The organism is Thiomonas sp. FB-6 (assembly GCF_000377645.1).
Classification (GTDB): domain Bacteria; phylum Pseudomonadota; class Gammaproteobacteria; order Burkholderiales; family Burkholderiaceae_C; genus Thiomonas_A.
Map to the genome: position 1 here is coordinate 116322 of NZ_KB898475.1, position 18976 is coordinate 135297.

At 72.8% G+C, this 18976-nt stretch carries 17 protein-coding genes; 9 read left to right on the plus strand and 8 right to left on the minus strand.

All coding sequences use genetic code 11. The annotated features are described in order from the left end of the window. Window positions 1-6: 6 nt before the first annotated feature. The 4 genes from D466_RS20920 to D466_RS0106975 are packed head-to-tail and all read right to left on the minus strand — an operon-like array spanning window position 7 to window position 4189. Window positions 7-1020 (minus strand): NADPH:quinone oxidoreductase family protein, encoded by a 1014-nt coding sequence (locus tag D466_RS20920; RefSeq protein WP_038165515.1) that lies wholly within the window; start codon window positions 1018-1020, stop codon window positions 7-9. Further along, a complete protein-coding gene (locus D466_RS0106965) occupies window positions 1008-1874 on the minus strand; it encodes an SDR family NAD(P)-dependent oxidoreductase (RefSeq protein ID WP_018912995.1) in 867 nt (288 codons plus the stop codon). Before D466_RS0106965 ends, D466_RS20920 begins: the two co-directional genes overlap by 13 nt. 27 nt (window positions 1875-1901) lie before the next feature. After that, window positions 1902-3014, minus strand: coding sequence for an acyl-CoA dehydrogenase family protein (locus tag D466_RS0106970; protein ID WP_018912996.1), 1113 nt, complete (start codon window positions 3012-3014; stop codon window positions 1902-1904). 5 nt (window positions 3015-3019) lie between these two features. Continuing rightward, window positions 3020-4189: an acyl-CoA dehydrogenase family protein gene (locus tag D466_RS0106975; protein WP_018912997.1), complete on the minus strand. Its 1170-nt coding sequence runs from the start codon at window positions 4187-4189 to the stop codon at window positions 3020-3022. Window positions 4190-4358: 169 nt separating this feature from the next. Between D466_RS0106975 and D466_RS0106980 the strand changes: the two genes are divergently transcribed. The 9 genes from D466_RS0106980 (at window position 4359) to D466_RS20935 (ending at window position 15072) form a co-directional block, all read left to right on the plus strand. After that, window positions 4359-5156: an IclR family transcriptional regulator gene (locus D466_RS0106980; RefSeq protein WP_018912998.1), complete on the plus strand. Its 798-nt coding sequence runs from the start codon at window positions 4359-4361 to the stop codon at window positions 5154-5156. Between the two features lie 54 nt (window positions 5157-5210). After that, window positions 5211-7307 (plus strand): 3-hydroxyacyl-CoA dehydrogenase NAD-binding domain-containing protein, encoded by a 2097-nt coding sequence (locus tag D466_RS0106985; RefSeq protein ID WP_018912999.1) that lies wholly within the window; start codon window positions 5211-5213, stop codon window positions 7305-7307. Window positions 7308-7380: 73 nt separating this feature from the next. Next, the gene (locus tag D466_RS0106990; protein WP_018913000.1) at window positions 7381-8382 is read left to right on the plus strand and encodes an NADP-dependent oxidoreductase; all 1002 of its coding nucleotides are present in this window, start codon (window positions 7381-7383) and stop codon (window positions 8380-8382) included. A gap of 3 nt (window positions 8383-8385) precedes the next feature. After that, window positions 8386-9495, plus strand: a complete 1110-nt coding sequence (locus tag D466_RS0106995) for a phosphotransferase (protein ID WP_018913001.1) — start codon at window positions 8386-8388, stop codon at window positions 9493-9495. 12 nt (window positions 9496-9507) lie between these two features. After that, window positions 9508-10743, plus strand: coding sequence for an acyl-CoA dehydrogenase family protein (locus tag D466_RS0107000; RefSeq protein ID WP_018913002.1), 1236 nt, complete (start codon window positions 9508-9510; stop codon window positions 10741-10743). Window positions 10744-10966: 223 nt separating this feature from the next. Next, entirely contained in the window at window positions 10967-11458 is a 492-nt protein-coding gene (locus D466_RS23850; protein WP_051083695.1) for a hypothetical protein, read from the plus strand. A gap of 79 nt (window positions 11459-11537) precedes the next feature. Next, window positions 11538-13430 (plus strand): hypothetical protein, encoded by a 1893-nt coding sequence (locus tag D466_RS20930; protein ID WP_051083696.1) that lies wholly within the window; start codon window positions 11538-11540, stop codon window positions 13428-13430. A gap of 98 nt (window positions 13431-13528) precedes the next feature. After that, window positions 13529-13984 carry an RT0821/Lpp0805 family surface protein gene (locus D466_RS0107020; protein ID WP_018913003.1) on the plus strand — a complete coding sequence of 152 codons (456 nt, stop codon included), beginning with the start codon at window positions 13529-13531 and terminating at the stop codon, window positions 13982-13984. 119 nt (window positions 13985-14103) lie between these two features. Next, a complete protein-coding gene (locus tag D466_RS20935) occupies window positions 14104-15072 on the plus strand; it encodes a cation diffusion facilitator family transporter (RefSeq protein ID WP_018913004.1) in 969 nt (322 codons plus the stop codon). Between the two features lie 64 nt (window positions 15073-15136). Here the strand turns inward: D466_RS20935 and D466_RS20940 are convergent, their stop codons facing one another. The 4 genes from D466_RS20940 to boxA form a co-directional block, all read right to left on the minus strand. Beyond that, on the minus strand, window positions 15137-15442 hold the full coding sequence (locus D466_RS20940) for a hypothetical protein (RefSeq protein ID WP_018913005.1): 306 nt from the start codon (window positions 15440-15442) through the stop codon (window positions 15137-15139). Between the two features lie 127 nt (window positions 15443-15569). Next, the gene (locus tag D466_RS23855; protein ID WP_018913006.1) at window positions 15570-15959 is read right to left on the minus strand and encodes a hypothetical protein; all 390 of its coding nucleotides are present in this window, start codon (window positions 15957-15959) and stop codon (window positions 15570-15572) included. A gap of 163 nt (window positions 15960-16122) precedes the next feature. Beyond that, window positions 16123-17703: a 3-hydroxyacyl-CoA dehydrogenase gene (locus D466_RS0107040; protein WP_018913007.1), complete on the minus strand. Its 1581-nt coding sequence runs from the start codon at window positions 17701-17703 to the stop codon at window positions 16123-16125. Beyond that, entirely contained in the window at window positions 17703-18962 is a 1260-nt protein-coding gene (gene boxA / locus D466_RS0107045) for a benzoyl-CoA 2,3-epoxidase subunit BoxA (RefSeq protein ID WP_026284993.1), read from the minus strand. The genes D466_RS0107040 and boxA overlap by 1 nt, the downstream gene beginning before the upstream one ends. Window positions 18963-18976 lie beyond the last annotated feature (14 nt).

Genomic DNA, 18976 nt, shown 5'->3' on the forward strand with positions numbered 1-18976 from the left:
GGCAGGCTACCCGGGGCCCGGTTCCTGGGCGCCGACCTCCTGGGCGCCCAGTTCCACCACGACCTTGCCCATCAACTGGCGCGCGGCCATGCGCTGCAGCGCGCCGAGCGCGCCGTCCAGGCCCACGCGCTCGGTGATCGGAGGGCGCAGCCTTCCCTGGGCGAACCACTGCACGAGTTGCTCCACGTCGCGCAGGTGGGCCGCCGGGTCGCGCTGCAGGGCCTCGCCCCAGTACACCCCGAGCAGGCGGCGCTCCTGCAGCAGCAGCAGGTTGAGCGGCAGGCGCGGGATCTCGCCCGCGGCGAAGCCGACCACCAGATAACTGCCGCGCCAGGCCGTGGCGCGCAGCGCGCTTTCCGCGTAGCTGCCGCCCACCGGGTCGAGCACGACGTCGGCGCCGCGGCCGTCGCTGAGTTCGAGCACGCGGCGCCGCAGGTCCTGGGTGGCGTAGTCGATGCCGGCATCGGCGCCGTGGTGTCGCGCCAGTTCCAGGCGCTCGGCGCTGGAGGCCGCCGCGAGCACCCGCGCGCCCAACGCCTTGCCCACTTCCACGGCCGCCAGCCCGACTCCGCCGGCGGCGCCCAGCACGAGCAGGGTCTGGCCCGCGCGCAGCCCGGCGATGGTGCGCAGCGCGTGCAGCGCGGTGCCGTAGGTCAGCAGGAAGGCGGCGCCCTGCGCGAAATCCATGCCGGGCGGAAGGGGCAGCAGGCGCGCGGCGTCGACCACGCAACGCTCGGCGAGCCCGCCGTGGCCGGCGAAGGCCACGACCGGGTCGCCCACGCTGACCTGCTGCACGCCTTCGCCCAGCGCCTCGACCACGCCGGCGAACTCCGCGCCGGGGGAGAAGGGCAGCGCCGGCTTGACCTGGTACAGGCCCTGCACGATCAGCGCATCGGGAAAATTCAGCGAGCAGGCGCGCACGCGCACGCGTACCTGGCCGGCGGCGGGCACGGGGTCGGGGGCCTGTTCCAGGCGAAGCCCGGAGATCGGCCCGAAGGCATGGCACATCAGGGCTTGCATGACGGAGGTGTCGCAGGGGAGGGAGGGGTGAAGGCGGCGGCGGCCGCGATCTCGGCGAAGCGTTCCTGCACCGCCTGGCCGATGCGGGCGTGGGGCACGATGTAGAACTGGCCGCGCGCCATGGCCTCGAAGGCGATGCGCGCCACGTCGTCCGCGCTCAGCCGGCCCGCCAGGACCGCGTGCTCCATGTTCTGCTCGTAGGGCGCGGAGGCGGCGGAGGCCGGCTCGGCGGCGCCGAAACGCCCCGGTCGCACGCGGCTGCTGGCGTGGATCGCGGTGGGAACCCAGGCCGGGCACAACACCGACACGCCGATCGGGCTGCGCTGCGCGGCCAGTTCGGCGCGCAGGGTTTCCGACAGGGCCACCACGCCCTGCTTGCTGGCGTTGTAGGCGGCCAGCCCCGGGGTGGACACGAGGCCGGCGGCGGAGGCCGTGTTGAGCACATGGGCGGGCTGGCCCGCGGCCTGCATGCGCGGCAGGAAATGCCGGATGCCGTGGGCCACGCCGAACAGGTTGACCCCGATCACCCACTCCCAGTCCGCCGCGCTGTGCTCCGCGGCCAGCCGGCTGAATCCGACCCCGGCGTTGTTGCACAAGAGGTGAACCGCGCCGAAGCGCGCGAAGGCGGCTTGCGCCAGCGCGGCGACCTCGGCGTCGCGGCTCACGTCGGCCGGGTGCAGCAGCAGGCGCGCGGCATCGGCGCCGAGGGCGCGGCCGGCTCCTTCCAGCGCGGCGGCGTCCAGGTCGCTGAGCACCAGCCGCATGCCGCGTGCCAGTGCCTGGCGGGCCAGCGCCAGGCCGATGCCGCCGGCTGCTCCGGTGATGACCGCGACGCGCTCGGAGAACTCTTGCATGGTGGTGGGGGCCGGACGGGGAAGGGCTCAGGCCGGCTCGCCGGTCTGCGTGCCCAGGTAGCGCATGAGCTGCTGGCGGCTGTCGCCCAGCCAGAGTTCGGCCAGGCTCAGGCGCTTGAATCCGTGGCTGAGCGGCAGCTCGTCGCTCAGCCCGATGCCGCCGTGCAATTGCACGGTGCCTTGCGACACTTCGCGGCAGGCGCGCCCGACGCGGGACTTGACCGCCGCGAGCAGGCGGGCGCGCTGCGCCGGCGCCGCGGTCTCGAGCTGGCGCGCGGCCAGCCAGGCCATGGAGCGCGCCTGTTCCAGTTCCATCCACATGCCGGCCGCGGCGTGGCGCAGCACCTGTTGCGCGGCCAGCGGGCGGCCGAACTGCACGCGGGTGTTGAGATGGGCGACGGTGGCATCGAGCGCGGCCTGCATGACGCCGACGGCGTCCGAGCAGATGGCGGCCAGCCAGAGGTCGCGCAGTTCCTCGGCGAGCTGGCGGGCGTCGCCGTGCAGCCGCGCCGCGGCCTCCACGCGCACGCCGCGCAGGCGCACATCGGCGGCGCGCTGCCCGTCCAGCAGCCCGTAGGCGCGCAACTCCAGGCCTGGCGCCGTGGCGGGTACGGCGAACCAGCCCGGGCCGCCGTCCTCGCAGCGCGCCCAGATCAGCAGCAACTGCGCATGTTCGCCCTGCAGCACCAGGCTCTTGGCGCCGTCGAGCACCCAGCCCCCGGCCTCGGCGCGGGCGCTGCAGCCGGGGGCGCCGTGGTCGAAACCGGTGCCTGGCTCGAACAGCGCGACGGCGGCGACGGCGCCTTCGGCCAGCCGCGCGAGCCACTGCGCCGGCGCCGGGCCGCCGGCGCGCGCGAGCAGCCGCGTGGCCAGCACGCAGCTGCCCAGCACCGGCTCCAGCACCAGCGCCGGCCCCAGGCACTCCAGGGCGTGCAGCGCGTCGGCCAGCGGGGCCTGCAGCCCGCCGTGCTCGCGCGGCACCAGCAGCGCCGGCAGACCCAGTTCGCACAGGGACTGCCAGCGCGCGGGGTCGAAGCCGCCTTCGCGCAACGCGCGCCGGCGCTGCTCGAAGCCGTACTCGCGCTGCGTGAAGCGCAGCAGCGAATCTCCGAGCATGCGCTGTTGTTCGGTGGCTTCCATGCGGACTAGTCCCGGCCGCCGTCGAGGCCCAGCGCGCGCGCCAGGATGTTGCACTGGATCTCGTTGCTGCCGCCGTAGATCGAGACCTTGCGCCAGTTCGCGTACTGCGCCGCCAGCAGCGCGAAGTCCTCGCCGGCCACCGGCTCGAAACCGGGCGGCGGCTCGAAGGCCTCGGGCTCGAAGGGCAGCGCGCGGGCGCCGGCGGCGCGCAGCAACAGTTCACTGACGCGTTGCTGCAGCCGGCTGCCCAGCACCTTGAGCATGGAGGCCTGCGCGCCCGGCGGGCCGTCGCCGCCGAGCATGCGCGCCTGCGTGGCCTCGAGCGCCAGCAGATCGATCTCCAGTTCGGCGATGTCGGGCGCCAGCAGCGCCTGCGCGCCCGCGAGCTCGCGCAGGCGGTCCAGCTCGCGCCGGATGATGCCCACGCCGGCGATGTTGGCGCGTTCGTGCCCGAGCAGGTACTTGGCCACCGTCCAGCCCTGGTGCAAGTCCCCGACCAGGTTCTCGCGCGGCACGCGCACATCGTCCAGCCAGACTTCGTTGACCTCGTGCTCGCCGTCGAGCAGGCGGATCGGCCGCACCCGCACGCCGGGGCTGCGCATGTTCACCAGCAAAAAGGAAATGCCGCTTTGAGGCTTGGCCTCAGGGTCGGTGCGGGCCAGGCAGAACATCCAGTCCGCATGTTGCGCCAGCGTGGTCCAGGTCTTCTGGCCCTGCAGCACGAAGCCGTCGCCGTCGGGGCGCGCGCGGGTCTTCAGCGAGGCCAGGTCGGAGCCGGCGCCGGGCTCGGAGTAGCCCTGGCACCACCAGCTGCGGCCCTCGACGATGGGAGGCAGCAGGCGTGCGCGCTGCTCGGGCGTGCCGAAGCGCAGCAGCACGGGGGCGAGCATCTTGAGCCCGAAGGGCAACTGGCGCGGCGCCCCCAGGCGCGCGCATTCCTCGTCGAACACGGCGCTTTGCGCGGCGCTCCAGCCGCGGCCGCCCCATTCGCCAGGCCAGTGGACGGCGCCCAGCCCCTGCCCGTACAGCAGGCGTTGCCAGCCTAGGTAGTCCTCGCGCCCCAGGCGGCGGCCCAGCAGCACCTTGCGCCGCAGCTCCTCGGGCAGCAGTTCGCGCAGCGTGCGGCGCAGTTCATCGCGCAGTCCGGCCAGTTCGGGGAGGATGTCGAGTTCCATGCGGCAGGGAAATGCGGGCCGGACTTGCAGAACCGCTGTGCGGAACAATGTTCCATGTGGCTAGAATGGGCCCATTCTTCCGTCGGGTCCAGGGGCTGTCAAGGCTGCCGGGCCCGGCCCGCCGCAGGGAGCGAGGACCATGGATGCAGGCCGCAAGGGCTCGGGCCGGATGGCGGAGCCGGGCTCGCCGGGCGCAGCGCAGGGCGGGGACGAGCGCCAGTTCGTCACCGCGCTGGCGCGCGGCCTCGACGTGCTCGCGTGTTTTCGCTCGCGCGACCGCGCTTTGGGCAATCAGGACATCGCGCGGCGCTGCGCGCTGCCCAAGTCCACGGTTTCGCGCCTGACCTACACCCTGACCCGCCTGGGCTACCTGAGCCAGGACGAGGACAGCGGCAGGTACCGGCTGGGAAGCGCCACGCTGGCCCTGGGAAGCAGCGTGCTGGCGCGCATGGACATGCGCCAGCTGGCGCGGCCGTGGATGCAGCAGCTGGCGGACGCCACCGGCACCATGGTCTCGCTGGGCCTGCGCGACCGCCTGTCGATGATCTACGTGGAGAACTGCCGCAGCCCTTCGGCGCTGACCCTGAGCCTGGACGTGGGCTCGCGCATTCCGCTGGGCAGTACCGCGATGGGGCGCGCCTGGCTGGCGGCGGCGCCCGAGGCCGAGCGCGCTCCCCTGCTGGAGGAGCTGGCCGCGCAGGAAGGCGAGCACTGGCCGCAATTGCGCGCCGGCATCGAGCGCTCGCTGCGCGAGCAGCGCGAGCTCGGCTGCGCCTGCTCCTTCGGCGACTGGCAGCCCGACGTGAACGCCATCGCGGTGGCCGTGGAGGCCGGGCCCGGCATGCCGCGCATGGCCATCAACTGCGGGGGGCCGGCTTTCCAGCTCACGCCCGCCTTCCTGCTCGAACAGGCTCGCCCGCGGCTGCTGGGCCTGGCCGAGCGCCTGCGCCAGTCCGTGCACGCCTGAGAGGCCTTGCGCAGCCATCCCGAGCCGCTTCCCTCCCAACCGCCAGGAGACACCATGCCCAAGGTCCACAGTCGTCTCGACGCCGGCGTCGCCGTGCTCACGCTGGACAACCCGCCGGTCAACGGCTTCGGGCTGGAGCAGCGCCGGCTGCTGATCGAGGCCCTCGACGCCGCCGCCGCCGACCCGCAGGTGCGGGCGATCGTGGTCACCGGCGCCGGCCAGCTGTTCAGCGGGGGCGCGGACATCCGCGAATTCGGCAAGCCCGAGATGGTGGCCTCGCCGCACCTGCTGGACGTGCTGCAGGTGGCCGAGCACAGCCCGAAGCCGGTGGTCGCGGCGATCCACGGCACCTGCATGGGCGGCGGACTCGAATTCTCGCTGGCCTGCCACGGGCGCGTCGCGCTGGCCGGCGCGCTGGTCGGCCTGCCCGAGGTCAAGCTGGGCCTGCTGCCGGGCAGCGGCGGAACGCAGCGCCTGCCGCGTGCGCTGGGCCTGGCGCGTGCGCTGGACCTGATCGTCTCGGGCGAAGCCGTGCCGGCGGGGCAGTTGCGCGAAGCCGCGCTGTTCGATGCGGTGGTCGACGAGGACCTGCTGGGCGCCGCCTGCGCGCTGGCTCGCCGGCTGGCGCACGCCGGTGAGCGCCCGCGCCTGCGCGAGCTCGCGGTGCCCGACGCGCCGGGGGCTGCGCAGGAATTGCTGGCCGCGCGCCGCGAGGTGGCGCGGCGCCAGTACCCGCGGCAGCCGGCACGCCTGCACGCGATCGACGCGGTGGCCGCCAGCCTGGGGGACTTCGACGCGGGCATGGAGCTCGAGCGCTGGCTGTTCTTCGCCCTGCTGGCCACGCCCGAATCCCATGCGATGCGCCATGCCTTCTTCGCCGAGCGCGCGGCCGCGCACCTGCGCGGGGTGCCGGCGGATACGCCGGTGCGCCCGGTGCGCCTGGTCGGCGTCGTCGGTGCCGGCACCATGGGCGGCGGCATCGCGATGAACTTTCTCAATGCCGGCATCCCGGTGGTGCTGGTGGAGGCCCGCCAGGAGGCGCTGGAGCGCGGCCTGGCCACGGTGCGCGCGAACTACGAGAACTCGGCGCGCCGGGGGCGCCTGAGCGCGCAGGAGCTTGAGAAGCGCATGGCGCTGCTGCGCCCCAGCCTGGACTTCGAGGCGCTGGCGCCTTGCGACCTGATCGTGGAAGCCGTGTTCGAGGACCTGCAGGTCAAGCGCGAGGTGTTCGAGCGCCTGGACGCGGTGGCGCGCGAGGGGGCGATCCTGGCCTCCAACACCTCCACGCTGGACCTGGACGCGATCGCCGCCTTCACGCGCCGGCCGGCCGACGTGGTGGGCATGCATTTCTTCAGTCCCGCCAACGTGATGAGACTGCTGGAGGTGGTGCGCGGCAAGGCCACGTCGCCCGAGGTGCTGGCCACGGTCATGCGCCTGGCCCGCGGCATCGGCAAGACCGCGGTGGTGTCGGGCGTGTGCGACGGCTTCATCGGCAACCGCATGCTGGAGCATTACGGGCGCATGGCCCATTTCCTGGTGGAGGAGGGCGCCTCGCCGCAGCAGGTGGACCGCGCGCTGGAGGACTGGGGCATGGCCATGGGGCCGTTCCGCATGAGCGACCTGGCCGGCAACGACATCGGCTGGGCCATCCGCAAGCGGCGTTACGTGGACAAGCCGCAGGTGCGCTACTCCCGCCTGGCCGACCGCCTGTGCGAGCTCGGGCGCTTCGGGCAGAAGACCGGCGCCGGCTGGTACCGCTACGAGAGCGGCAGCCGCGAAGCGCTGCCCGACCCCGAGGTGGACGCGCTGATCCGCCAGTACCGCCACGACATCGGCGTGCGCGCCCGTGCGGTGAGCGATCGCGAGATCGTCGAGCGCTGCATCTACGCCCTGGTCAACGAGGCCGCGCGCATCCTCGAGGAAGGCATCGCGCAGCGCGCGTCCGACATCGACATGGTGTATCTGGCCGGCTACGGCTTTCCGGTGTGGCGCGGGGGGCCGCTGCTGTGGGCCGACATGCAGGGCAGCTACATGGTTGCGCGGCGCATGCGCGAGTTCGCCGCGCAACCCGGCGGCGACGCCGCCTTCTGGGAGCCGGCTCCCTGGCTGGCCGGCCTGGCCGCGCGCGGCGCGCGCTTCCACGACACCTGAGGCCCGCTGCGGCCCGTTTGCACGACGCCGGCTCGTTGCCGGCATGGTTCGCGAAGCATTTTCCGGAGACCTCATGAACACCGACAACCTGCAGATCCTGCTGGCCGAACGCCCGGTCGGCTGGCCCGAGCCGCGTCATTTCAAGATCCAGAGCTCGCCGATGCCGCGGCCCGGCGACGGCGAGGTGCTGGTGCGCAACCTGTGGCTGTCGCTGGACCCCTACATGCGCGGACGCATGTCGGACGCCAAGTCCTACGCCGAGCCGGTGGCGCTGGGCGCGGTGATGATCGGCGGCACCGCCGGCGAGGTGGTGGAGTCGCGCCATCCGGACCTGCGCGCCGGCGACAAGGTGGTGGGCATGCTCGGCTGGCAGCGCTACGGCTGCGCGCCGGCGCGCGCGCTGATGAAGGTGGACGACACGCGCGTGCCCCTGCAGGCGTACCTGGGGGCGCTGGGCATGCCCGGCGTGACCGCGTGGTACGGGCTGTTGCGCCTGTGCGAGCCCCGCGCCGGCGAGACCGTGGTGGTGACGTCCGCCTCAGGCGCGGTGGGGGCCTTGGTCGGCCAGCTCGCCAAGGCGCGCGGTTGCCGCGTCGTGGGCGTGGCCGGCGGACCGGCCAAGTGCGCCTACGTGGTCGGGGAACTGGGCTTCGACGCCTGCGTGGACTACAAGGCCGGGCGCCTGGGCGAGGACCTGCGCGCGGCGCTTCCCGACGGCGTGGACTGCCTGTTCGAGAACGTCGGCGGCGAGATCTTCGACCGCCTGCTGGGCATGATGCGCCCCTTCGGCCGGGTGGCCCTGTGCGGCATGATCTCCGACTACAACGCCACCGAGCCCCATGCCATGCGCAACCTGCGCGCGGTGCTGATCCAGCGCCTGAAGCTGCAGGGTTTCATCGTCTCGGAACACATGGATCTGTGGCCGCAGGCGCTGCGCGAACTGGCGGAACTGGCCGCGGCGGGCAAGCTGCGCTGGCGCGAGAGCGTGGCCGAGGGCCTGGAGCGCGCGCCCGAGGCCTTCATCGGGATGTTGCGCGGCGAGAACTTCGGCAAGCAGCTGGTGCGGGTGGGCTGAGGCATGGGCGCCGACGCGAGCAAGGGCGCGAGGCCCACGAGCGGGGCGGGCGGGGGATCCGCGCGCCTGCGCGAGGCCGGCGGCAGCCTGGCCCTCGATACCGCTCGCCTGGGCGAGTACCTGGCCGCGCGCCTGCCCGAGCTGCGCCTGCCGCTGCAGGTCTCGCTGTTCGAAGGCGGGCAGTCCAACCCCACCTATCTGCTGGGCGACGCCGGCGGGCGCCGCTGGGTGCTGCGCCGCAAGCCGCCGGGCCGGCTGCTGCCCTCGGCGCACGCGGTGGACCGCGAGTACCGCGTGATGTCGGCGCTGGCGGGCAGCGAGGTGCCGGTGCCGCGCATGCGCCTGCTGTGCACCGACGAATCGGTGATCGGCACCATGTTCTACGTAATGGACTGGGTCGAGGGCCGGATCTTCTTCGACCCGCGCCTTCCGGGCGCGCGCCCGGGCGCGCGCGCCGAGTTGTTCGACGCGATGAACCGCAGCATCGCGGCGCTGCACCGGGTCGATCCGGCGGCCGTGGGGCTGGGCGACTACGGCAAGCCCGGACGCTACGTGGTGCGCCAGATCGAGCGCTGGAGCCAGCAGTACCGCGCCAGCCAGACCGAGCCGCTCGAGGCGATGGAGCACCTGATGCAATGGCTGCCCGAGCATGTTCCGGAAGGCGACGAGGTGGCCGTGGTGCATGGCGACTTCCGCATGGACAACCTGATCTTCCATCCGGTCGAGCCGCGCGTGCTCGCGGTGCTGGACTGGGAGTTGTCCACGCTGGGCCATCCGCTGGCCGACTTCGCCTACCACTGCATGGCCTGGCGCCTGGGCCCCGGGCAGTTCCGCGGCATGGCCGGGGAGGATCTGGCGGCCCTGGGCATTCCCTCCGAGGCCGAGTACGTGGCGGCCTATTGCGCGCGTACCGGGCGCGCGCGGGTGGGCCCCGAGGACTGGGAATTCTTCCTGGCCTTCAACATGTTCCGCCTCGCGGCGATCCTGCAGGGCGTGCTTGCGCGCGCGTTGCAGGGCAACGCGGCCAGCGCGCAGGCGCTGGAGGCGGGTTCGCGCGCGCGCCCGCTGGCCGAGGCGGCGTGGGCGCAGGTGCAGCGCATCGGCGCACGCTGAACGGAGATCGCGATGGATTTCGAGTACTCAGCCAAGGTCCGCGCATGGCAGCAGCGCCTGCAGGACTTCCTGGAGCGCCACGTGCTCCCGGCCGAAGCCGTGTTCGCCGCCGAGGTGGCGGCCAACCGCGCGGCCGGCAACGCCTGGCAGCCCACCCGCGTGATGGAGCAGATCAAGCAGCAGGCGCGTGCCGAGGGCCTGTGGAACCTGTTCCTGCCGGATTCGAGCCATGGCGCGGGCTTGAGCAACCTGGAGTACGCGCCGCTGTGCGAGATCATGGGGCGCTCGCCGCTGGCCCCCGAGGCCTGCAACTGCTCGGCGCCCGACACCGGCAACATGGAGGTGCTGGAGCGCTACGGCACGCCCGAGCAGCAGCAGCGCTGGCTGGAGCCGCTGCTGCGCGGGGAGATCCGCTCGGGTTTCGCCATGACCGAGCCGGCGGTGGCGTCCAGCGACGCCACGAATATCCAGGCCAGCATCCGGCGCGACGGCGACGACTACGTGATCGACGCGCACAAGTGGTGGACTTCCGGGGCCAACGATCCGCGCTGCAGGATCCTGATCGTGATGGGCAAGACGGATCCGGAGCACTCGGACCGCCACCACCGGCAGTCGATGATCCTGGTTCCGATGGACGCCCCGGGCGTGAAGGTGTTGCGTCATCTGGACGTGTTCGGCTTCGACGACGCCCCGCACGGGCATGCCGAACTGCGCTTCGAAGGCGTTCGGGTGCCGGCCTCCAACATGCTGCTGGGCGAAGGCCGGGGTTTCGAGATCGCGCAGGGGCGCCTGGGTCCCGGGCGCATCCACCATTGCATGCGCCTGATCGGCCTGGCCGAGCGCGCGCTGGAGGACATGTGCCGGCGCGTCGTGGCGCGGCGCGCCTTCGGACGCAGCCTGGCCGAGCAGGGCGTGATCCGCGAGCGCATCGCCGAGGCGCGCATGCGCATCGACCAGGCGCGCTGGCTGGTGCTGTGCGCGGCCGACCGCATGGACCGCCTGGGCAACAAGGTGGCGCGCAGGGACATCGCGATGATCAAGGTGGTGGCGCCGAACATGGCCTGCCAGGTCATCGACTGGGCCATCCAGGCGCATGGCGGCGCCGGGGTGTCGCAGGATTTCGGGCTGGCGCAGGCCTACGCCAACGCGCGCACGCTGCGCCTGGCCGACGGCCCCGACGAGGTGCACCGCGACCAGATCGCCCGCATGGAGCTGGAACCCTACCTGCGGGGAGCGCGAGCCGATTGAGAGCTCGCAGGGCAGACGCCACCGCTTCCCGGACCATGGTCCCCCGGAACATGAGCGCCCCGGATTTCAAGGGCTGCGGGCGTCCAGGCTGATCTGGCGCAGGAAGTGGCGCCGGTCGATGGGCCGGAGTCCAGGTTCTTGATTTCGCACAATGTAAGAAAATGTGACGGCTCCTACAAAGGGTGCAGAGGGTCATTCGATCCTGCAGCCGAAGGAGCTCATCATGGACAAGAAACAAAGCTCGCCCGCGCGCCGCCTGGTGGTGGCCGCGTTGTGCGCCGGACTGGCGCTTCCGCTCGCGGCCTTCGCCAGTGGCGGGGGCGGGGGCGGTGGCGGGGGCGGTGGTGGTGGTGCGGGCGGTGGCGGTGCCGGCGCGGGTGCCGGAATCGGAGCCGCGGGCGCCGCGGGCCAGGGGCCCGGCCCGGGCCAGGCGGCCCCGGCGCAGAGCCAGCAGCAGGACGTGGAGCGCACGCGTACGCGCGAACAGACCCGCGAACAGACGCGCGACAGGACCCAGGACCAGACGCGGGACCGCACCCGCGATCAGACGCGCGACCAGACGCGGGATCGCACCCGCGACCAGACCCGCGACCAGACCATGGACCGCACCCGCGACCAGACTCGCGACCAGACCATGGATCGCACCCGCGACCAGACGCCTGACCAGGATCGCGACCGCGACCAGGATCAGGATCGCGACCGTATCAGCCGTTGACGCAGCCTGAGAGCCTTCGCGGCGGGCGCATCGCGCCCGCCGAGCGCCACGAAAGTCACCGGAAATCGGGAGTTCCATCATGAAGACCCATAGCATCCGCACTGCCTTGCTGGGTTCCGCGGCCCTGGGTTCCGCCTTGCTCGCGGCCTGCGGCGGCGGCGGATCCAGCGTCACGCCGTACACGCCCTACGTGCCGGGCGACCAGCTCGTGGCCTGCACGCCAGGCAAGGACGTCACCGGCACCTGGAAGACCTTGTCGAACAACGACACGCTGATTCCCGACTCGGCGTCCGTGGCCTTTTTCAGCTACAACCAGCCCTCCGTCAACAGCTCGGGCATGGTGGTGTTCCGGGGGCGCGCGCGCGAGGCCAGCGGCGAAGAAGGCAGCAGTGGCGGCTCCGGCGGCAGCGGCAGCGGCGGCATGTCGCGCGGCGTGTTCGCGCTGGACGCCTGCGCGACCAGGCCCACCCTGTACACCGTGGCCGACACCAACTCCCTGGTGCCGGACCCGAACAGCACCGCGGCTCAGTTCACCGAATTCCCCTCCATTCCGCGCATTGACATCGATTCCGCGGTGATCGCCACGCGGGGCCAGTCCAATCCGGTCTGGACCCTGGCCGACGGGACGCAGCTGGGAACCTCCGGCGTGTACGCCACCCTGTCCAAGGCCCTGGGCACGGCCGTGAACCTGCTGGGCAGCGTGCCGGAGTTCGCCAACATGCAGGTGCCGGGGGCGACGACGCCGGGCACGCGCTTCGACCAGTTCCCCGGTTCGCCCACCGTGACCCAGGGGCACTACGTGCTGTTCAAGGGCAACTACACCGACGGCACCACCTCCAGGACCGGGGTGTACTACCGCGACCTGAACGCGGCGAACTCGCCGGTGCGGCGCATCGCGGACTCGACCACTCCCATTCCGGGTACGTCCACGCCCTTCGGGTCCACCGCGCCGCCCAGCGCGGCGGGCGGCAAGGTGGTGTTCGTCGGCCTGGACAACGAGGATGCCCCCACGGCCGGTGGCTTGTACATCGCGCCCGTCGCGCCCGATCCGACGCTGCACCCGCTGGTGACCATCGGCCATACGCAGGTGCCCGACGCGAGCGGTGCTCCGCTGCCGCCGATGGCCGGCGCCAGCAGCCCGCCGACCTTCAGCCAGGTCGGCGAAGGGCTGGGCTACGACGGACGCTACGTGTCCTTCTGGGGCGCCTGGGGCACCCAGGATCCGCAGCAGATGCGCACCATCGCGCTGAACTGCCCGACCGACGGCAACAAGGACATGATCAACGCCTGCAACGGGCAGTATCCGGGCGGCGTGGCGAACCTGCCCGAGCCGGTGAACCAGGGCATCTTCGTCTATGACACCAACAGCGGCAAGCTTTGGATGGCCGCGCGCGCCGGCAGCGGCGAGCAGTTCCAGGACCTGCTGTTCTGGGTCTTCTCCGGAGCGCCGGCCACGACCGGTTCGGGTTCCGGCTCGGGTTCCGGCTCGGGTTCGGGCTCGGGCGGTTCGGGCGGTTCGGGCAGCGGCGGTGCATCGTCCGGCGAGGGCGGCTCCTCCGGGCCCACCGATGCCGAACCGCCGCGCTGGCGCGCCTCGGCCTTCACCGCGGTGGACGGAGCGCGCGGCGTGTTGTTCAAGGGCGCTCTGAATCCGCCGGCCGGCGGCGGCGGCCCTGCCTCGGGCATCTACGGTTCGGCGCTTTCGGGCAACGGCATGGGCGCGGTGTTCAAGCTGGTCGCGCTGGGAGACGACATGTCGGCCATCGACCCGGCGGCTCCGGCCGGCTCGACGGTGACCGCGGTGGGCATGGAGCGCGAGGCCCTGCGCGGCGGCTGGCTGACCATCACGGTGTCCTCGCTGAATCCGGCGGCCGAAAGCTGGGCCGGCGTGTATGCCACGTATTTCCCCGGTGTCTGGCACGTGCAGCAGCCCGATCCGCAGCTGATGGGCGTGTTGGGCCTGGGCTCCTGAACGATTGGTTGGCGAGCGGCCCGGGTGTCGTGCGGCTCCCGGGCACTTTGCAGGCACGGTGTCCCCCTCCGTGCCTGTTTTTTTTGCAGGAGAGAGTCATGAACCAGCGAAGCTTGCGCCTGGGCGCCTGGGCGCTCGCGGCCGCGCTGACGGCCGGCTGCGCGATGAACCAGGAGCAGAGCGGCGCCCTGCTCGGCGGCGCCGTGGGGGCCGCGGCCGGTTCGGCCGTGGGACGCGGCTCCGGCCAGGTGGCGGCCGTCGTGCTCGGCGCCTTGCTGGGCAGCGTGGCCGGCGCCAACATCGGGCGCCACATGGACGAGCAGGACCGGGTGCGCGCGGCCCAGGTGTTCGAGAGCTATCCGACGGGCAGCCCGGGCCGCTGGCGCAATCCCGACACGGGCGACAGCTACGCGGTGACTCCCACGCGCACCTACGAGACGGCGCAGGGCCCCTGCCGCGAGTTCAGGATGCGCGCCACGGTCGGCGGCGAGGCCGACACCGTGTACGGCACGGCGTGCCGGCAGCCCGACGGGACCTGGCAGATCGTGCAATAGCTGCAATAGCCTGATAGAGCCGGTTTTCGGCCCCGGCGGCCCCGTGCCGGCCGATTCCGGGCGGCGGCGCGCGCGAACCGGCGACAATGCGTGCTGGCGCACTCCTCCCGAGCAGATCCATGCGATTCGACGACCTGGCCCCGCAATCCGAAGACAGCCCCGGCAGCGTGGCCGAGCGCGCGCGCGTGGCCAGCCGCAGCACCTGGGTCAGCGTGGCGGTCAACCTGGTGCTGTCGGTGGGACAGGTGCTGGTGGGTCTGGTGTCGGGCTCGCAGGGCCTGGTCGCCGACGGCGTGCATTCGGCCTCCGACCTGGTCGCCGATTTCGTCGTCCTGCTGGCCAGCCACCATGGGCGCAAGGACGCCGACCTCGAGCACCCCTACGGACATCAACGTTTCGAAACCGGGGCCTCGCTGGCGCTGGGCCTGCTGCTGCTGCTGGTGGGCTGCGGCATGCTGTGGGCCGCGGTGCTCAAGCTGGAGTCCCCGGCCGGCGTGGCGCGCGTGCACGTGGTGGCGCTGTGGGTGGCGGGAGTCACGCTGCTGGCCAAGGAGGGGCTGTTCCGCTACATGCTGGCGGCGGCCAAGCGGGTCAAGTCCAGCATGCTGGTGGCCAATGCCTGGCATGCGCGCTCGGACGCGGCCTCCTCGCTGGTGGTCGGGGTGGGCCTGATCGGCAACCTGGCCGGCTACTCGCTGCTGGACCCCATCGCGGCGCTGATCGTTGGGCTCATGGTCGCGCGCATGGGCTGGGGCTTCGCCTGGGACGCGCTGCACGACCTGATGGACCGAGCGGTCGACGAGCAGGAGGTGCAGGCGATCCGCGACACGCTGCTGCAGACCCCGGGAGTGCAGGGCGTGCACGATCTGCGCACGCGCAAGATGGGCGACATGATCGTGGCCGACGCGCACATCGAGGTGGACGCCTCCTTGAGCGTGGAACAGGGCCACGAGATCGCAGTGTCGGCGCGCGAGCGGGTGCTGCGGCGCCACCGGGTGCTCAACCTGATGACCCACGTCGACCCCTGGCAGCGCCCGGACCGCGATCACGCGGCTGCGGAACCGGCGCGGCACGCGGCCGCCTCCTGAGCGCCGGGCCCGGCCGGGGCGAGCCCCTGGGCGCGGGCGCCGGATGCGCAGGGCCGTTGCCGGCTCAGCGGTCGTGGTGCCAGTCGTCGCGGTCGTGCCAGTCGTCGCGGTCGCCGCGGCGGTGCCACGGATGGGCCCAGGGGCCGGGGTAGCCATAGACCGGGCGGTAGACGGGACGGTACACCGGCGCGTAGCCGGGGTAGTACACCACGCGCGGTGGCGGGGCCACCACCACCGGCGGCGGCGCGTACACGCCGCCCCAGACGCCGGGCACGCCGACATTGACCGACCAGTACACGGGAGAGGCCTGCGCCGCGGGCGCGGCCAGCGCGGCCGCCGCGGCGAGGGCTAGCAGGGCTGTCTTCATCATGTCCGAACTCCAGGTTCCGGATGAACATGGCGCTATAACGGACACGGCCCGGCGCTGACGACAGCGCCGGGCCGAAGAATGTAACAAAAGGCATCGCGGCGAGAAGCGCCGCCGGGGGCCGCCAGGCTCAGCGGGAGCCGCCGCCCGCGCCACCGGAGCCGCCGCCCAGGCCGCCGCCCGGGCCCATGCCGGAGCCGCCCGGGCCCATGCCGGAGCCGCGCGGACCGGCACCTGCGCCGGGGCCGACGGAGCGCCGCGGGGCGTCGGGCAGGGTCACGCCGCGTTCGCGTGCGCGCTCCTGCATTTCGCGATGGTGTTGCAGGCGGATCTGTTCACGCTCCTTCACGGTGTGGGTGTTGCGCAGGCGCTCGCGGTATTCGAGGCGCTCCTGCTGGGTCATCAGCTGGCTGCCGTAGATCACCGGCTCGCGCGGCTGCGCCTGGGCGGTGACGGTCCATGCGGGAGCCAGCAAGAGGGCGGCGAGCGCGGCGGCGAGCAGGCGGGGACGGGTGTTCATCGAGTTCTCCGGGGTGGCGGTGGCGACACCGGCGCGCATCGGCCGCGGCAAGATGCCGCGCCCTCGGGGCACGCAAGCCCAGGCTAGGCGAGCGCGCCGACGCCCGCCTTGACCCCCCTCAACAAGCGCGACCGACGCGCGGCTTCGCGCGCCTCAGCGCGCCTCAGCGGGCCAGGCGCGCAGCCCGCCAGGCGCGCGCGCGCAGGCCGGGACTGACGCGGTAGCGCTCGCCGCGGTAGTGCCGGTCGAGCGCGTCCAGGAGTTCGCAGGGCTCCGCCGTGCCCAGCGCGCGCCAGCGCTCCAGCCACTCGAAGGGCCCGGCGGGATAGTTCACGCCCAGGCGCATCGCGTCGTCGGCTCCCTGCTCGGAGCACACGCCCTGGTGCACCGCGTCGCTGGCCTCGTTGATCAGCATGGCGAGGGTGCGCGCCACCACGAGGCCCGGCACGTCCCGCAGGCGCTGCGGCTGCCAGCCCAGCAGGTGCAGCCAGCGCGGCGCCTGCTCGCACCAGGCGGCCGAGGCGTCGGCGCTGGGGGCCCAGGCCAGCGCCTGGCCCGGTTCGTCGCGCAGCGCAAGGTCGAACACGGCCACTTCGGCGCCGAGTTCGGTGGCGGCGCGGCCGTCGCTCAGGCGCAGGCAGGCCTGGTCCACGCGCAGGCCGCACCAGCCAGCCTGCGGGTCGAGCCCGTGCTCCACCCCCGCGGCGTGCAGAGCGGCGGCCAGGCGGTCGGCCAGCGCGCCGCGGCCGGCCACCAGCACCCGGGTGGCCGGCGCTGGCGCCGGAAGATCCGCGCCGGCCGGGAGCGCCTGCGGCGCGGCCGCCGCATGGTCGTAGAACCCGCGGCCCGACTTGCGCCCCAGCATGCCGCCGTCGACCAGTTCGCGCTGCACCAGCGAGGGCTGGAAGCGCTTGTCGAAGAAGTTCGCCTCGTACACCGCCTGGGTGACCGCGAAGTTGGTGTCGTGGCCGATCAGGTCCATCAGTTCGCAAGGCCCCATGCGGAAGCCGGCGCCGCGCAGGCAGGCGTCCAGGACGTGCGGCGTGGCGGCCTGCTCCTGCAGCAGCGCCAGGGTCTCGGCGTAATAGGGCCGGGCGATGCGGTTGACGATGAAGCCGGGGGTGGAGCGCGCGTGCACGGCGGTCTTGCCCCAGGCCTGCGCCAGATCGAATACCGTCGCGGCCACGCCCGGGTCGGTGCGCAGGCCGCTGACCACCTCGACCAGTTTCATCAGGGGCACCGGGTTGAAGAAGTGCATGCCCACCAGGCGCTGGGGATGCTTCAGGTCGCGTGCCAGCGCCGTGATGGACAGCGAGGAGGTGTTGCTGGCCAGCACGCAGCGCGCATCCACCAGCGCCTCGAGCTGCGCCAGCAGCTCGCGCTTGACGTCCAGCCGCTCGACGATGGCCTCGATCACCAGGCCGCAGTCGGCCGCCTGCTCCAGGCCCTGCACCGGCTGGATGCGCGCGAGCGCGGCCTGGGCCTGCTCCGCCGCCAGGCGCCCCTTGGCCACCAGGGTGTCGAAGGTGGCGCCGAGCCGGGCATGCGCCTGCGCCGCCGCGCCCTCGCGTGCGTCGAACAGCGCCACGCGGTGCCCGGCCTGCGCCGCCACCTGCGCGATGCCCGCGCCCATGATGCCGGCGCCCACCACCAGCACGCGCGCCTCGCGCAGCGTGGCCGCGGGCGAGCCGGTGGTGCCGGTGCCGGCGGGGGAGGGGCGTTCGGCGGTTTCGGTGCTCGACATCAATAGGTCTCCAGATGCAGGCGGCCCTGCTCCTTCCAGGCCGCCGCGGTGTTTTCCCAGGACATGCCGGCCTGGGCGACCACGTCGCGCAGGGCCAGCACCACGCCTTCTTCCATGGCCTTGAGGCCGCAGACGTAGATGTGCGTATTGTCGTCGCGCAGCAGCTCGCCGAGGTCGGCCGCGCGTTCGCGCATCAGGTCCTGCACGTAGCGCCGGGGGCTTCCCGGCGTGCGCGAGAAGGCCAGGTGGATGTCGATGAAATCCCTGGGCAGGCTTTGCAGCGGCCCGAAGTAGGGCAGCTCCGCCTGGGTGCGCGCGCCGAAGAACAGCATCAGGCGCCCGCCGTCGAACTTGCCCGAGCGGCGCAGGCGCCGGCGCCACTCGGTCATCGCGCGCATCGGCGCGCTGCCGGTGCCGGTGCAGATCATCACGAGGTTCGAGCGCGGATGGTTGGGCATCAGGAAGCTCGAACCGAAGGGGCCGGTGATCTGCACCTGTTCGCCCACGCGAAGGTCGCACAGATAGTTGGAGGCCACGCCGCGCACCGGGCGGCCCTGGTGGTCCTCGAGCACGCGCTTGACGGTCAGCGACAGGTTGTTGTAGCCCGGGCGCTCGCCGTTGCGCGCGCTGGCCACCGAGTACTGGCGCGGATGGTGCTCGCGCCCCTGCGCGTCGGTGCCCGGCGGGATGATGCCCACCGACTGGCCCTCCAGCACCGGAAAGGGCATGGCGCCGAAGTCCAGCACGATGTGGTGGGTGTCGTAGTCGTGCCCGGCCTCGGTGACGCGCACGTTGCCGGTGACGGTGGCCGTCACCGAGCGCTGCGCCGACTTCGGCCCGTACAGGTTGGTGTAGGCATGCGCGGCCGACCATGGAGGCAGCACGGCCCCGTAGGTCGTGGCGCGGAACTCCGCTTCGTCCGCGGCCCGCGGCGTGGGAGCCGCGGGCTCGGCGGCGGCCGGCGCCGGCGCCGGGCCGGGCGTGCGCTCCTTCTGCGGCGGCAGTTCGTCCCAGCCGAACTGTTCGTCCACGCCGTAGGCCGTGGCGCGCGGCAGTTCGCGCCAGTTGTCGATGGCGCCGGTGGGGCAGGGCGGCACGCAGGCCATGCAGGCGTTGCAACGCGCCGCGTCGACCACGTAGTTGCGGCTGTCGTGGGTGATCGCCCCCACCGGGCAGGTGGCCTCGCAGGTGTTGCAGCGAATGCAGATCTCGGGGTCGATCAGGTGCTGGCGCAGGATCGTGGTGTCGGTCATGTCCATGGTGGAACGGGCCG

Bases quoted from the DNA above. Each gene is read 5' to 3' on its own strand.
- D466_RS20920 (WP_038165515.1), bottom strand. From the start codon at position 1,020: ATGCAAGCCCTGATGTGCCATGCCTTCGGGCCGATCTCCGGGCTTCGC.
- D466_RS0106965 (WP_018912995.1), bottom strand. From the start codon at position 1,874: ATGCAAGAGTTCTCCGAGCGCGTCGCGGTCATCACCGGAGCAGCCGGC.
- D466_RS0106970 (WP_018912996.1), bottom strand. From the start codon at position 3,014: ATGGAAGCCACCGAACAACAGCGCATGCTCGGAGATTCGCTGCTGCGC.
- D466_RS0106975 (WP_018912997.1), bottom strand. From the start codon at position 4,189: ATGGAACTCGACATCCTCCCCGAACTGGCCGGACTGCGCGATGAACTG.
- D466_RS0106980 (WP_018912998.1), top strand. From the start codon at position 4,359: ATGGCGGAGCCGGGCTCGCCGGGCGCAGCGCAGGGCGGGGACGAGCGC.
- D466_RS0106985 (WP_018912999.1), top strand. From the start codon at position 5,211: ATGCCCAAGGTCCACAGTCGTCTCGACGCCGGCGTCGCCGTGCTCACG.
- D466_RS0106990 (WP_018913000.1), top strand. From the start codon at position 7,381: ATGAACACCGACAACCTGCAGATCCTGCTGGCCGAACGCCCGGTCGGC.
- D466_RS0106995 (WP_018913001.1), top strand. From the start codon at position 8,386: ATGGGCGCCGACGCGAGCAAGGGCGCGAGGCCCACGAGCGGGGCGGGC.
- D466_RS0107000 (WP_018913002.1), top strand. From the start codon at position 9,508: ATGGATTTCGAGTACTCAGCCAAGGTCCGCGCATGGCAGCAGCGCCTG.
- D466_RS23850 (WP_051083695.1), top strand. From the start codon at position 10,967: ATGGACAAGAAACAAAGCTCGCCCGCGCGCCGCCTGGTGGTGGCCGCG.
- D466_RS20930 (WP_051083696.1), top strand. From the start codon at position 11,538: ATGAAGACCCATAGCATCCGCACTGCCTTGCTGGGTTCCGCGGCCCTG.
- D466_RS0107020 (WP_018913003.1), top strand. From the start codon at position 13,529: ATGAACCAGCGAAGCTTGCGCCTGGGCGCCTGGGCGCTCGCGGCCGCG.
- D466_RS20935 (WP_018913004.1), top strand. From the start codon at position 14,104: ATGCGATTCGACGACCTGGCCCCGCAATCCGAAGACAGCCCCGGCAGC.
- D466_RS20940 (WP_018913005.1), bottom strand. From the start codon at position 15,442: ATGATGAAGACAGCCCTGCTAGCCCTCGCCGCGGCGGCCGCGCTGGCC.
- D466_RS23855 (WP_018913006.1), bottom strand. From the start codon at position 15,959: ATGAACACCCGTCCCCGCCTGCTCGCCGCCGCGCTCGCCGCCCTCTTG.
- D466_RS0107040 (WP_018913007.1), bottom strand. From the start codon at position 17,703: ATGTCGAGCACCGAAACCGCCGAACGCCCCTCCCCCGCCGGCACCGGC.
- boxA (WP_026284993.1), bottom strand. From the start codon at position 18,962: ATGGACATGACCGACACCACGATCCTGCGCCAGCACCTGATCGACCCC.